The sequence below is a fragment of the Pseudoalteromonas aliena genome (genome assembly GCF_038155085.1).
GTDB classification, from domain to species: domain Bacteria; phylum Pseudomonadota; class Gammaproteobacteria; order Enterobacterales; family Alteromonadaceae; genus Pseudoalteromonas; species Pseudoalteromonas aliena_A.
In genome coordinates, this window is record NZ_JBAKAU010000026.1 from 1 (window position 1) to 15,004 (window position 15,004).

13 protein-coding genes are annotated in these 15,004 nt (G+C 40.3%); 3 read left to right on the forward strand and 10 right to left on the reverse strand.

Annotated elements, in window-relative coordinates; genetic code table 11:
• From V6260_RS17115 to V6260_RS17145, 7 genes are all read right to left on the reverse strand, one after another.
• On the reverse strand, positions 1-153 hold a 153-nt coding region (locus V6260_RS17115), incomplete at its 3' end, for a calmodulin (RefSeq protein ID WP_341595387.1).
• Positions 154-216: 63 nt separating this feature from the next.
• Positions 217-429, reverse strand: coding sequence for an EF-hand domain-containing protein (locus V6260_RS17120; RefSeq protein WP_341595353.1), 213 nt, complete (start codon positions 427-429; stop codon positions 217-219).
• A gap of 465 nt (positions 430-894) precedes the next feature.
• Entirely contained in the window at positions 895-1,548 is a 654-nt protein-coding gene (locus V6260_RS17125) for a flagellar brake protein (RefSeq protein WP_341595354.1), read from the reverse strand.
• Positions 1,549-1,589: 41 nt separating this feature from the next.
• The gene (locus V6260_RS17130) at positions 1,590-3,041 is read right to left on the reverse strand and encodes a TrkH family potassium uptake protein (RefSeq protein ID WP_341595355.1); all 1,452 of its coding nucleotides are present in this window, start codon (positions 3,039-3,041) and stop codon (positions 1,590-1,592) included.
• Positions 3,042-3,140: 99 nt separating this feature from the next.
• Entirely contained in the window at positions 3,141-3,755 is a 615-nt protein-coding gene (locus V6260_RS17135; RefSeq protein WP_341595356.1) for a YigZ family protein, read from the reverse strand.
• Positions 3,756-3,840: 85 nt separating this feature from the next.
• The gene (gene pepQ / locus V6260_RS17140; protein WP_341595357.1) at positions 3,841-5,163 is read right to left on the reverse strand and encodes a Xaa-Pro dipeptidase; all 1,323 of its coding nucleotides are present in this window, start codon (positions 5,161-5,163) and stop codon (positions 3,841-3,843) included.
• 114 nt (positions 5,164-5,277) lie between these two features.
• Positions 5,278-7,164 carry a transglycosylase SLT domain-containing protein gene (locus V6260_RS17145; protein ID WP_341595358.1) on the reverse strand — a complete coding sequence of 629 codons (1,887 nt, stop codon included), beginning with the start codon at positions 7,162-7,164 and terminating at the stop codon, positions 5,278-5,280.
• A 192-nt stretch (positions 7,165-7,356) separates the two neighbouring features.
• On the opposite strand from V6260_RS17145, the gene fadB reads away from it, so the two are divergent.
• From fadB to tusA, 3 genes are all read left to right on the forward strand, one after another.
• Positions 7,357-9,516, forward strand: a complete 2,160-nt coding sequence (fadB, locus tag V6260_RS17150; protein WP_341595359.1) for a fatty acid oxidation complex subunit alpha FadB — start codon at positions 7,357-7,359, stop codon at positions 9,514-9,516.
• A gap of 4 nt (positions 9,517-9,520) precedes the next feature.
• Complete coding sequence (fadA, locus tag V6260_RS17155) at positions 9,521-10,690, forward strand: acetyl-CoA C-acyltransferase FadA (RefSeq protein ID WP_024597185.1); 1,170 nt, start codon at positions 9,521-9,523, stop codon at positions 10,688-10,690.
• 293 nt (positions 10,691-10,983) lie between these two features.
• Entirely contained in the window at positions 10,984-11,223 is a 240-nt protein-coding gene (gene tusA, locus V6260_RS17160; RefSeq protein ID WP_004335190.1) for a sulfurtransferase TusA, read from the forward strand.
• Positions 11,224-11,412: 189 nt separating this feature from the next.
• Here the strand turns inward: tusA and V6260_RS17165 are convergent, their stop codons facing one another.
• The 3 genes from V6260_RS17165 to glyQ all read right to left on the reverse strand — a co-directional run bounded on the left by V6260_RS17165 (position 11,413) and on the right by glyQ (position 14,911).
• On the reverse strand, positions 11,413-11,862 hold the full coding sequence (locus tag V6260_RS17165; RefSeq protein ID WP_341595360.1) for a hypothetical protein: 450 nt from the start codon (positions 11,860-11,862) through the stop codon (positions 11,413-11,415).
• A gap of 75 nt (positions 11,863-11,937) precedes the next feature.
• Positions 11,938-14,007, reverse strand: a complete 2,070-nt coding sequence (gene glyS / locus V6260_RS17170) for a glycine--tRNA ligase subunit beta (protein WP_341595361.1) — start codon at positions 14,005-14,007, stop codon at positions 11,938-11,940.
• A 1-nt stretch (position 14,008) separates the two neighbouring features.
• A complete protein-coding gene (gene glyQ, locus V6260_RS17175) occupies positions 14,009-14,911 on the reverse strand; it encodes a glycine--tRNA ligase subunit alpha (protein ID WP_341595362.1) in 903 nt (300 codons plus the stop codon).
• Positions 14,912-15,004: the final 93 nt, after the last annotated feature.

The following is a 15,004-nucleotide window of genomic DNA, read 5'->3' on the forward strand; positions in this document are numbered from 1 at the left end:
GAACATGCTCATTAATTTTGCGTCTACTGATGCTTCTGCTTGGCTTATTGTGCCATTGCCATCTATATCTAATGTATCGAAATCTGTTGCTGCAAACACGGCTGAAGAAGATGCTAGTGCCACAAGTGCTAATGCTTTATTTAATGTTTTCATAACGTGTACCCTTCAATTTTTGGAGTAATGTGGGGCTCTTACTACCACCCCAGAGTTTTAAGCTTATGCTTGTGAAAACTCTTCTTTAGATATTTCGCCGTCTTGGTCTGTATCAAGTTCAGAGAACATGCTCATTAATTTTGCGTCTACTGATGCTTCTGCTTGGCTTATTGTGCCAGTGCCGTCTACATCAAGTGTGTCAAAATCTGTTGCTGCAAAAGCAGCTGAAGAAGATGTAATAGCGATAAGTGCTAAAGTTTTATTAATGCGTTTCATAATATGTATCCTTCAAATTTATGTGTGTGTGATTAAGTATTTCACTTTGAATCACGATTTAGTTCAGTACATCTAAACTATTACAACTTAAATGCCAACATTGAAAAGACACTAATTTTCAATCAGTTAAAGGCAAGGCGTACAACAAAGAGGAGTTTTTAAAGTTATTATTGTTGCCCTTTAGCAACACGTTTTAAAAAAGATAAATTAAAACCTTTAAAAACATATGGTTATATTTATATAAAAAGATACATGTTTAAATGTATGGTTTTAAAAAGAGGGAATTTAAACAATAATTGAGATAAATTTTAATAACGTAGCTCTAATAACAAAAAATGAGCTGTAAAAAAGAATGCGTAATTAATTGTTTTATAAGAATAATAAATTTAATTATGGAAGAGAAAAGAGACATTCTATAAATACTGACGTAAAACGCCTTTTTGTTGCAAAAAAGCGAAAAACTATTTATTCAACGGGGGAGTCAAGCGCAGAAGGGTCTATAAAATGCTCTTTCATGAAGGCTTTCATTTCGTCTTCGCTTGCTAGTAGCTTAATTCCACAGTGCACGCCTGCGCCATGTTTTTTAACACTGCAAATTTCACCCTCAAAATCTTTATCACGATTATTAAGTACTACAGTGCATTGCACATCTTTCAGGTTTTCATCCTGCTGACCGCCTCTAACATCAAACATTATACCAGTAATCGAAATATCTTTAATAATGCCTTCAAGTACTCGATCGTCACTCAGTTTTAGTTTTGCGGGCAATAAGGTAGGTATACGCGTCTGCGAGCGTAGCCCAAATAGCTGCACTTGCTTGGGGAAATGAATAAATATTAGCTTTGTCGGATGGAACGCTATTGACATAATTTGCTGTCGAAATGCAATAACTTGCCCTCCAATTAACGCCCTTACAATAACGGAAACCCCATCATTCAAATAATCACCGGCTTTAATTAATCGTTTGGAATTTGGATAGTTTAAAATAATAAACTTATCATCTAGCAAGCCAATAAATTCTGTTTTTAAGCGTTTACTATCTGTTGGAGTTAAGATTTCCAAATCTATCATACTGCCGCTAACTAACTTATGCAGTTTATCTAAATTTGTTACTAACATATATTTCCCCCAAGATATTAGTAAAGGTTAGGTTATAAATTTTATCCACGCCAAAAAGTAGGTGTAAATAGTACTAATAAAGTGAATATTTCTAAACGACCAAACACCATTGCAATGGTAAGCAACCATTTAGCACCATCGGTTATAGCGCCATAATGCGACGCTACATCCCCCAGACCTGGACCTAAGTTATTTAAACAAGCAGCAGTGGCTGAGAACGCAGTTATGTTATCCATACCTGTTCCCATAAGCGCTAACATAATAATAATAAATACCAACGCATACGCAGAGAAAAACCCCCACACGGCTTCTACTACTTTATCCGGCAACGCCTTTCGACCTAGCTTGATTGAATATATAGCCCGTGGGTGTACCAAACGATTGAGCTCACGTACGCCTTGCAAGTAAAGTAAAAATACACGCACGACCTTCATTCCACCACCGGTAGAGCCCGCACAACCACCTATAAAGCTCGAAAATATAAGTAAAATAGGTAAAAACAATGGCCATGTGGAAAAGTTATCTGTAGCAAAGCCTGCTGTTGTACTCATTGAAACCGCTTGGAACAATGCTTGATCTAGAGTTTCATCGCCATTAGCAAATATTTCATTCGATGAAAGTACGGTAAAACAAATAACCACCAGCGCTAATTGAATACACAAAAACACCTTAAACTCAGGGTCTCGTATATATACCCGGATGTTACGGCTAGCCACAGCAGCGTAATGCAAGGAAAAATTAACAGCGGCAATAATTAAAAAGAACACACAAATAAAATTAATTACAGGGCTATCAAAGTGTCCAATAGATGCGTCATACGTAGAAAAGCCGCCGATAGCGACAGTTGAAAATGCATGGCATATAGCATCGAACCACTCCATTCCTGCAACCCAATAAGCAAGCATGCACGTAATAGTCAATGACACATAAATATACCAAAGATGCTTTGCTGTATCGGCTATACGCGGGGTCATTTTGGAATCTTTTACAGGTCCGGGTATTTCAGCACGGTATAATTGCATTCCACCAACACCTAGCATCGGCAGTATCGCTACAGCTAGTACAATTATACCCATACCGCCAAACCACTGGAGTTGCTGCCTATAAAATAATATTGATTTAGGTAGGTATTCAATACCTGTAAGTACTGTGGCGCCAGTGGTAGTTAAGCCAGAAAATGCTTCAAATACCGCATCGGCGAGTGATAAATTAGGTTCTTGTAAAAATATAAGCGGCAAGGACGCAAACGCCCCAAGTACCAACCAAAACAAAACAACAATTAAAAAGCCTTCACGTGCTTTTAAGTCACCGTTTTCATGGCGGTTTGGGTAATAAGCCATCATGCCAATAACAACACTAAAGATAAATGCTAAAACAAACGGAACACCACCACCATCTTTGTATATTAAAGACACCAGTGCTGGAGGCACCATGGTAATACTAAACAGCGCAACAAGTTGGCCAAGAATTTTAATGATGGTACGAAATTGCATTTAGCTTACCGCTTTTATTATTAGTAAATTCAGGCCGATTATTCATCCCAGCCAAATTAAATATAGTGAGTATGCATTACATGCAACTTGTGTAGATTATTACTCTTTAATAGTTAACTCAACTGCGCCGTGACTTAAATCAAAAATATCTTTGATTGCTTGCAGAGCTTCGCGGCTATCTATTGTAATCACCCATTCAATATTAGCAGTAAATTGCTTATCAATATTAAGCACTTGATACTTTGTTTTTAATAACTGTTCAATCGCGCCTTGCATGCTGTACTCACTACTCCCGGTAATTTCAATACTGGGAACTTTAAGCACCGTTTGCAGTTTTACTAGTGCATTATTTAATGAGCCACCATAAGCACGTACTAGTCCGCCCGTGCCTAACTTTATGCCCCCAAAGTAACGTGTTACCACAGCAGTGATCTCGCCAAGGCCCGAACCCACCAGCACATTTAGCATAGGTTTCCCTGCAGTGCCATTGGGTTCACCATCATCCGAAAAACCATAAACATGGCTGCCACCGGGGTTGCCTGCCACATGTGCCCAGCAGTTATGACGGGCATCGCTATACTTTTCTTCAATACTTTTAATGAATGCTTTTGCTGAATTTAAATCAGGTGTGTGTGAAATGTGGACAATAAACGTACTTTTTTTTATTTCTTCTTGATGAAAAACGTCAGCTGCAGGATATTTATATTCAGACATATTTAAAGCTCAATTAAAAATGGGGCCTAAAGGCCCCGTTCATATGCATATTTTAACGCTTATTCGCTAACTCGTCTTATAGAAATTAATCGAGCTCTAAATTACGCGTCATATTCTCTAGGCTACCTTCATGAACAATAATGTTATCTTCAATACGAATGCCGCCAAATGGTTTAAACGACTCTACCTTTTCCCAATTAATAAACTGCTTATTATCGGTTTGCGCTAAATCACCAAGCAGTGAATCAATAAAGTATAAACCAGGCTCAATAGTAAATACTTGGTTTTCTTCGATCATACGAGTACAACGCAAGAACGGATGCCCTTCAGGCGATGGTTGATGTGTGCCCTTTTCGTCACTCATAAAACCGCCCATATCATGTACTTGTAAACCTAGGTGATGCCCAAGTCCATGCGGAAAGAAAGTAGATGTAATTTTACGCTCAACAATTTCCTCAGCAGGTAGATTAACAATTTTAAAGTCACTAAGTATTTGTGCGATACGGTTATGACATTCAACGTGCAAATCACCGTAAAGCATACCTGGCTTTAAACCTTTACCTAATTCGATTTGCTGAACTGTCATCGCTTGTACAAGCTCAGCAAACTCACCCTGCTTTTTAAAATCATACGTACGGGTAATATCAGCGGCATAACCATTAAAGTTCGCACCGGCATCAATTAAAAATGAGTTATGAGTGTGTGGCGCTTTTGGATCAAAGTGCGTGTAATGCAAAATAGCGCAGTTTTCGTTAAGCGCAACAATGTTGCCGTACGGCATTTCGTTTTCGCTTTGACGTGTCGCCATTAAGTACGCTTGCTGAATATCGAACTCGCTACCACCATTAAAGAATGTATCGCGCGCAGCTTTATGCCCGTCTACCGCAATGCGGTTAGCGTTGCGTAAACATTCAAGCTCGTACTGCGTTTTATAAGCGCGGTGGTAGTGAAAATAGTTAAGTACAGGCTCAGGGTTCATAATACTAAAACCAAGCGCTTGAGCTACTTCGATATATTCACCCATATAGGCGTATTTAGCTTTATCGTATGGTAATAATTTTTCTACTTGATCAGGCTGTAGTAATAGCTCTATATCAAAGTACTCAGCCCAAAAATCGCGAGGCTCGTCTGGCACTTTATGCCAAAAATCTACTGGGCGATAAAATATTAATTTTGGCTTGTCACTACCATTTACCACAATCCAGCAATGAGGATTATCAATGACCGGTAACCATGCTTTAAACTGTGGATTAACTTTAAATGGATAATACATATCATCTAAAAACTGGCGCTTAGCTTGGCCTGAATGAATTACTAATCCTTCTAACCCTTCGCTATTACAAATTGTACGAGTACGCTGTTGCAGTGTTGCAATATGTTCGGCGTATAAAACGGCTAATTTATCCATTGTTAATCCATCTGTTAAATCTAACTTGCGCTGAGTCTACCACTTATCCGCTCAGCGCTCAAAAAAGGGGTATCTAAACGCATTAGATATCCCCCTACTTTAAACTTATATTTACTAACCGCCCATTTTCATTTCCAGTAGCGGCGCTAATACATTACCTTCTCGGCCCATTCTTGTATGGTAAACCTGTCTGTACGCAAATACATTTTTTACGTAATCACGGGTTTCACGATATGGAATAAGCTCTACCCACAACTCAGCTGGAATAGCGTTATCGGGTAACCAACGCCTTATACGATGATAGCCTGCATTATAAGAAGCCGTAGCCAGCACTTCATTACCGTGGTTTTTCTTTTTTAAGTACTGTAAGTAACTAGTACCTAATCTAATATTTGTTTTAGGTTGGTATAAGCGACTACTCGACAGGCTACCTTTATTTACATACTCAGCAGTACTTGGCAGCAATTGCATTAAACCACGCGCATTAGCATGTGAGCGGGCACCTGGCGCAAACGAGCTTTCGCGCCTTGCAATAGCAATACTCCAGGCAACATCTATCTTGCTACGTTTACTATAGCGCTCAAATACATCTTGAAACGCAAACGGAAAACGTTGTTCTACGTTATCCCACGCTTTGATTTTTGCTAAAGTAAAAATAGTACTGTCGTGCCAACCTAAATCGGTAGATAGTTGTGATGCTGCTAGCTTTTCTTCATCGCTAGACGTATCAGTTAAATAATTCCATTCCCGTCGTGCTGAAGTAAATCGTTCCAGACTGTAAAAAGCTTTTGCACGCTTAAAACCTGGTGCATTACTCACCTTATCTACCACAGCTTGCTCGACTGTTAAGGGTTGGTTATTTAAATTAACAGGTAATCCTAATCGGGCTGCTGCTAAAAAACCGTAATAATCGCGATTAGTCGCTACTCTCGCCCATATTTTATCCGCTTCTTGCTGCTCGCCACGTTTTGCATAGCTATAAGCTAACCAATATTGTTGACCAAGACTTAAATTCTCTTTACCTGTAAAAAATGCTGCAATCCCCTCCCAATCTTGAGTTTTAAGCATATTTCCAAGCTGCCATTGAATAAGTTTATCGTCCAGACGATCTTTTGGTACTTTGTTTAGCCAAAAGCGAGCTTGTTTATGCCCGCTTGAAGCAAGTGATAATGCAAAAGTGTAGTAAACATCCGCCTTAGAATACTCGCTATAATTGAACATTTTATCTAGCTTTTCCCACGCCTTTAAAGCTAACTCTTTATCGCGCCATACTAAACGTTTAATGCCATAAAGTGCTATTTGACCTTCTTTAACAGACTTATTCTTGTAGCGATACAGCCCAGCTGAAGCACTTGGATCTCGACGAACCTTTAAGTAAAGATCAGCTAAGTAACTTTCATTTTTAGGTAGTAGCGTTTTTAAATAAGGAAGTAAGCTCTGTGTGCCGCCCTCTGCTGCTAATGTAATACGCTGCCAAATAACGTCCTCTTTCATATAGCCTTTTTTACGCCACTTTGAAAAAAGCGAATCACATTCTTTAGGTTGTGATTTACCAACAGCCCATAAGTCAGTCACCTGATTAAAAATAGCTTTTTCAGGCGCTCCAAAATCAAGTTGAAAATCTAAATAGGTACAGGTAAGTTCAGGATTAGACGTTTTGCGATAATTACGAATATACGCAGCCTTTTTATTTTTCTTTTTTAGATACTCTAACCATGCTTTGCGCACAGGCCACTCAAGCGGTGTATGCTGATATATATTTAAGTAGTCTTCTATTTCTGCCTGGTATTTAAGGCTAGGATGACGCTGCCAATATGTTTTTTCAACATAGGGCTTTAGCGGATGATTAAGGCTGTTAACTACGCGTTTAAAGTCTTGATAGCTTCCATATCTAACTTTCTTCTCGGCACTTAAGAATGCGTCATTATCCGAACTTGCTTCGGCAGAGTGAAGAGGGAAAAAGAATGCAGCTGCCGCAATGCTTAGTAAATATTTTTTCATAATATCCTTTAATAAAAATTAAAGTAGTGAATAAAAACTTTTCAACCACCTTAGCACCAAACCAGCTATATTTTAACCAATCGATTGTAACCGAGTTAAATTTTTCGTTGCATTTTTAATTTAAAGCAAGCACACTGATTGAAATGCAAACTCATCGTACCAGTCTTAGTTCGTCAACTAGGGAGAATAATAATGTTATATAAAAGCGATTCCTTTGAAGTTAGCTTCCTAAAGGAAAACATCGCCGAGTTTAAGTTTTGTGCTGCAGGTTCTGTAAACACATTATCTCAAAAAACTCTTTCAGATTGCGCAGCAGCATTAAAAGAATTAGCCGCCAATCCTGATATCAAAGGCATGATTTTCACCAGTGATAAAGATCACTTTATTATTGGTGCCGACATCTTCGAATTTTTACCTACATTTACTAAACCAGAAGAAGAATTAGTAGTGTGGATCAAAAATGCGACCGATATTTTCGACGCAATCGAAGATCTACCATTCCCAACACTAAGCGCTATAAATGGTATGGCACTTGGCGGTGGGTGTGAGTGGGCACTTGCTACCGATTATCGCGTTGCAAGCGAAACTGCTAAAATGGGCCTACCAGAAGTTAAACTTGGCATAATGCCTGGTTTTGGCGGTACAGTGCGCTTACCACGGGTCATTGGCGCTGATAACGCAATGATGTGGATTACCTCTGGATCTGAAAATCGCGCAGCCGATGCATTAAAAGTTGGTGCGTTTGACGCCGTAGTTAGTGCTGACAAACTATTAGAGTCAAGCATATCAACGCTTGAGTTAGCGATTACAGGCAAGCTAGATTGGCAGGCAAAACGCAACGTAAAACTACAGCCACTTAAATTAAACCGTGTTGAGCAAGGCATGAGCTTCGCTATGGCAGAAGGTATGGTAATGGGTAAAACCAAAGGCCACTATCCAGCTCCGGTTATGGCAGTACGTACAATTAAAGCAGCGGCAAACTGTACTCGCGATGAAGCAATGGCAATCGAAAATGCTAACTTTGCAAAACTAGCGCGTACTAACGAAGCTGCTGCACAAACCGGCATTTTCTTAAATGACCAGTTCATTAAAGGCAAAGCACGCAAACTTGCTAAGCACAGCGATGTAGAAATTAAACAAGCTGCTGTATTAGGCGCAGGTATTATGGGCGGCGGTATTGCATACCAGTCTGCTTATAAAGGCACGCCTATTATAATGAAAGACATCCAACAAGATGCGCTTGATTTAGGTATGGGCGAAGCATCTAAATTGTTAGGTGCAAAAGTTAAGCGTGGCCACATGCCAATGGAAAAAATGTTGGCAACACTTAGCAAAATTAAACCAACGCTTAACGATGCAGACCTACAAAATGCCAACATTATTGTTGAAGCAGTAGTAGAAAACCCTAAAGTTAAGCAAGCAGTATTAGCTGACCTTGAAAAGAACATGCCTGAAGGCACTGTACTTACATCAAACACATCGACTATTTGTATCGACTTGCTTGCAGAAGCACTCGATAAACCAGAAAACTTCTGTGGTATGCACTTTTTCAACCCAGTGCCAAAAATGCCGTTAGTAGAAATTATCCGCGGTGCAAAAACCTCAGATAAAACAATTAACGCAGTAGTTGATTACGCCCTTAAACTTGGCAAGTCACCTATCGTTGTTAACGATTGCCCTGGCTTTTTTGTAAACCGTGTTTTATTCCCTTACTTTGCAGGTTTTAGCAAATTAGTGGTTGAAGGCGCTAACTTTGCAAAAGTAGATAAAGTAATGGAAAACGTATTTGGCTGGCCAATGGGCCCGGCTTACCTACTTGATGTTGTAGGTATTGATACGGCTTATCATTGTACTGGCGTAATGGCAGACGGTTTCCCTGAGCGTATGGCACGTGCAGAAAAAGATCCGGTCACTGTTTTTGCTAACGAAAAACGTTTTGGTCAAAAGAACAAAGCGGGCTTCTACAAGTACGAAACAGACCGTCGTGGTCGTCTTAAAAAATCAAGCGATGCAACAGCAGTTGAGCTATTAGCACCAATCACTGATGCACCTAAAGAATTTGATAAACAAGAAATCATTGACCGTTGTATGATCCCAATGATCAACGAAGTACTACTGTGCTTGCAAGAAGGTATTGTTGCCTCTCCGCAAGAAGCGGATATGGCACTTGTATACGGCGTTGGTTTCCCTCCATTTAGAGGCGGTGCGTTCCGTTACTTAGATCAAACTGGTTTAGCTAACTTTGTTGCAGCAGCAGACAAATATGCTCACCTAGGTGCGATTTACCAAGTATCTGAGCAAACTCGCAAATGGGCCGATGAAGGTCGTGTTTTCTATAAGGTGGAAGGTTAATATCATGAATAATCCAGTAATTGTAGATTGTATCCGCACACCAATGGGTCGCTCTAAAAGTGGTGTATTCAAACATAAACGTGCTGAAGACTTAAGCGCACATTTAATGAAAGGCTTACTAGATCGCAACCCTGCAGTTGATCCAGCATCAATTGACGATATTTATTGGGGTTGTGTACAGCAAACATTAGAGCAAGGCTTTAACGTAGCACGTAACGCATCATTACTTGCCGGTATTCCGCACAGCGTTCCTGCTGTTACGGTTAACCGTTTATGTGGCTCTTCTATGCAAGCATTGCATGACGCAGCACGCGCAATAATGACAGGCGCTGGCGACACTTACCTAATTGGTGGTGTTGAGCACATGGGTCACGTACCTATGACTCACGGCAACGACTTTCACCCAGGCTTAGCAACATCAATTGCACAAGCGTCTGGCTCTATGGGCTTAACAGCAGAATACCTTGCAACGCTTCATGGCATTAGCCGTGAGCAACAAGATGAATTTGCTTACCGTTCACATCAACGTGCACAAGCTGCAACTGTTGAGGGCCGTTTCCGTCGCGAAATTTTAGCAATGGAAGGTCACGATGCAGATGGTTCGCTTATCTTAGTTGAAGACGACGAAGTAATTCGCCCAGAAACAACTGTAGAAGGCCTATCAAAGCTTCGCCCTGTATTTAATCCTGCATCGGGTACAGTAACAGCCGGTACTTCTTCTGCACTTTCTGACGGCGCATCTGCAATGTTAGTAATGAGCGAAGAAAAAGCAAAAGAACTTGGTTTACCAATTCGTGCACGCATTAAAGCAATGGCAGTCGCTGGTTGCGATCCATCAATTATGGGTTACGGCCCAGTACCAGCAAGTAAAAAAGCACTTGCTCAAGCCGGTATTACAATTGATGACTTAGGCGTAGTAGAGCTTAACGAAGCCTTTGCAGCTCAATCATTACCTGTAATGAAAGATTTAGGGCTAATGGATGTTGTTGACGAAAAAGTGAATTTAAATGGCGGCGCAATCGCACTGGGCCACCCTCTGGGTTGCTCGGGTTCGCGTATTAGCACATCGCTTATTCACTTAATGGAAGACAAAAATGTACGATACGGTTTAGCAACTATGTGTATTGGCTTAGGCCAAGGCATTGCAACTGTATTTGAACGTGTTCAAGACTAATTAGTTTAAACATGTAAAACCATCTTGGTGATTAAAAAGGCGAACTGATTTTATTCAGTTCGCCTTTTTTATTAGCTTCAATTTATGAAAACGACCCTTTATCAAACAAGCATGTAACAGCGTAATTATGTGATTGGGCGTATTATTAAATAAAGCATTTTAAAACTGCTAAAAGCATTAAGTAAAATAGTTAAATTACGCTTAAAATTGCGTTAAACTGCCAAACTTATTAATTGCTATACCTAAGCACTCGCGTACACAGCAACCACTTTAATTAAACAGGCCAATTTATTATGAGCTTTGATAATCCCGATCACCAATTAGATGCTATAGGCCTTCGCTGCCCAGAGCCAGTAATGATGGTACGTGCTGCTATTCGTAAAATGAATGACGGTGAAACGTTATTAATAACCGCTGATGACCCATCAACCACTCGTGACATTCCGAGTTTTTGTACGTTTATGGATCACACGCTGGTGGCTAAAGATGCAGAAGAAGCACCGTATAGGTATGTGGTGAAGAAAGGACTTTAGGTTGGGTAGAGTCTTACGAAACCCAACGTATTTAATAACCACCAAAATAGTTTTATTCGTCACACATGTTGGGTTTCGCTTCACTCTACTCAACCTACGAAATCCCCTTGGTGTTAATGCTGAATAAACACTATAACGTTCTTGTCACAAATCCATTAATTCACTCGAGCAGCTTTAAAAATACAGCTATCACTTCTTCGTTATCGTCACTTGTGGCTTATCGTAGTCACTGTAATCAATGCTTACTATGTACGTGCCTTTAATCGCTGGTGTATAACTAAAGTAATTATAAATAGTATTACAGTCGGCAAGCGCTGGTTGGCCGAGTTTTAGTTCTTGTCCTGCAGGTTGAGTGTCGCTATAGCCACAGTTGTAACCTTCACTAAAATCGGCATCGGCTATTTTAAATTCGTACACTTTACCAGGGCTCGAAAATTTAACTTGTGCTTGATAAAGCGCAGGGCCAACTGCCGCAAACTGATACTGGGATTCTGCATCCCACAATGTAAAGTCGCCACGTAAGTAAATTGTGCGGTCAAGCTCTTGCTGTGGTAAAACATCATTAATCGAAATTTGGCTTGTACAGGCAGTAAGTAAACTAGCGATTGCTAAGGTTAAAATTCGTTTCATAGAAATCATCAATGGGGTTTCCTTTGCATACAGTGAAAACTAAAAAGCCAGCAAAACGCTGGCTTTTAAAATTGCTAATCGGTGTTATTTTTGTAAAACAGAAATATCTGCAATACCTAAAAACAATCCGCTTAACTGGCTCAATAGCGCTAGACGATTTTGCTTAACAGCTTCATCGTCGGCCATAACCATTACGTTGTCAAAAAAGTTATCAACACTTTGACGAATACCTGCCAATTGGCTTAATGCTTCTTGGTAGTTTCCATCTGCGTAAAGTGGTGCAAGGTCAGTGGCAAATTTTGCTACTTGTGATGCCAATACTTTTTCAGCGTCGTCGCTTAATAAGCTCTCATCAACACTACCTTGGCTGGTAATGTCGTTTTTAGCCAGAATGTTACCTACACGCTTATTAGCTGCTGCAAGCGCTTCTGCAGCGTCTAATGTACGGAAGTGGCTAACGGCTTTAACACGGCGATCAAAATCAACAGGTTTAGTCGGACGACGTGCAAGCACTGCTTGAATTACGTCTACTTCAATACCTTCATCTTGATACCATGCGCGGAAACGCCCTAACATAAATTCAAATACATCAACTGATACATTTAGATTAGTTAACTTATCGCCAAACAAGGTTTGTGCTTTTGCTACTAGGTCTAAAATATCAAGCGGAAGCTCTTTTTCTACCATGATGCGTAGTGCACCAATAGCAGCACGACGAAGCGCAAATGGGTCTTTATCACCTTTTGGTGCTTGACCTATACCAAAAATACCCACCAGCGTATCAAACTTATCTGCAATTGCTACTGCGCAGCTAATTAGGCTTGTAGGTAAGTTATCGCCTGCAAAGCGTGGCATGTATTGCTCGTTTTGCGCAACGGCTACATCTTCAGCTTCACCATCATGGCGAGCGTAATGCATACCCATAACACCTTGTACGTCGGTAAATTCCATTACCATTTCGGTCATTAAGTCAGTTTTACTTAATAAACCAGCACGCTTTGCAAGGTCTTTGTCGGCACCTAATTGCTCTGCAATGTAACCGGCAAGTTCGCTTATACGTACAGACTTATCTTTAAGCGTACCTAACTGCTTTTGGAATAAAACGGTATCAAGCGACTCTAAACGGCTTTCTAATGTTTTCTTTTTATCAGTTTCAAAGAAGAACTGTGCATCGGCTAAACGTGGGCGCACTACTTTTTCGTTACCTGATATAACCACACTTGGATCTTTACTTTCGATGTTAGATACAAACAAAAACTTATTTAAAAGTTTGCCGTTTTGATCTAATAACGGGAAGTATTTTTGATCGTCCTTCATGGTGTAAATTAGCGCTTCGGCCGGTACATCTAAAAATGCTTCTTCAAATGTAGCAGTTAAAGTCACTGGCCACTCTACAAGTGATGTTACTTCTTCTAGTAAATCTTCATCCATCGCGACAACAGCGTTAACTGCGCTTGCAGCTTCTTCTATTTGTGCACGAATTTGCGCTTTACGTTGCTCGTAATCAGCAATAACGTAAGCAGATTTAAGTACGTCAAAAACGTCATCTGCATGGTTAATGCTAATTTTTTCTGGGTGATGAAAACGATGACCCTGAAGCTGGTTAGTTATTTGCTTACCAAGTATTTCGCCTTCAAGTAACTCACCACCAAACAAAATAGTTACTGTATGCACAGGGCGAATAAATTGTGTTTTATTCGCGCCCCAACGCATTGGCTTAGGAATTGGTAATTTACTTAACGCTTTAGTAATTGCACCTGTCATTAACGCTTTAGTTTCTTGCCCTGCTACTTTAGCAATGTGTAATAACCATGCGCCTTTATCGGTTTCAAGTGTTTGTGCGTCTTTTACTTCAATACCACAACCACGTGCCCAACCCATTGCTGCTTTTGTTGGGTTACCTTCGCTGTCAAATGCGGCTTTAGTTGCTGGACCACGTTTTTCAACTTCTTTGTCTTGTTGCTTAGCTTCAAGCGATTTTACTTGTAAACCCAAACGACGAGGCGATGCATACCAACTTACACCTTGGTGTGATAACTCTAGTGTTTCTAGCTCTTGAGTTAAATTTGCAGCAAAGGCTTCTGCTAATTTACGCAGTGCTTTTGGTGGCAACTCTTCTGTGCCAATTTCTACTAATAAATTTTGTGCTGACATTTTACTTATCCTTACACAGCGGGAAACCAAGCGCTTCACGTGCATCGTAATAACTTTGTGCACACGCCTTAGATAACGCACGAACGCGTAAAATATAACGCTGGCGTTCTGTTACCGATATTGCGTGGCGTGCATCTAATAAGTTAAATGCGTGCGATGCTTTCATTACTTGCTCGTATGCAGGTAGTGGTAAGTTAGCTTCAATTAACTTTTGGCTTTCTGCTTCACACTTATCAAACTGTGTAAATAAGTCTTCTACGTTTGCATGTTCAAAGTTATAAGTAGATTGCTCAACTTCATTTTGATGGAACACGTCGCCGTATGTCACGCGCCCTAGTGGGCCGTCAGCCCATACTAGGTCGTAAATGCTATCTACGCCTTGAATGTACATTGCTAGACGTTCTAGGCCGTAAGTAATTTCACCTGTTACTGGTGAGCACTCTAAGCCACCTACTTGTTGAAAGTAGGTAAACTGTGTTACTTCCATACCGTTTAACCAAATTTCCCAACCTAAACCCCATGCGCCTAGCGTAGGTGATTCCCAGTTATCTTCTACAAAGCGAACTTCGTGAGTAAGAGTATCAATGCCCATTGCCGCTAAAGAGCCTAAATAAAGCTCTTGGATGTTATCTGGCGATGGCTTAAGTACTACTTGAAATTGGTAGTAATGTTGTAAGCGATTTGGGTTCTCACCATAACGGCCATCCGTAGGACGACGACATGGCTGAACGTACGCACTCGACATTGGTTCTGGACCAATCGACTTTAAAAATGTTTGCGGGTGAAATGTCCCGGCGCCCACTTCCATATCAAGTGGTTGAATAATGACACAGCCTTGCTGCGCCCAATAATCCTGTAAAGCCAGGATCAAACCCTGAAAGGTTTTTACGTCATATTTTTGCATATTTGGCTTTTTACTATCTAAGAAGTAGCGTGAAAATTACCCTTAGTATACCGTGTGTACACTCAGGTTTTAAGCAGTTTGTGTAATTGAAAA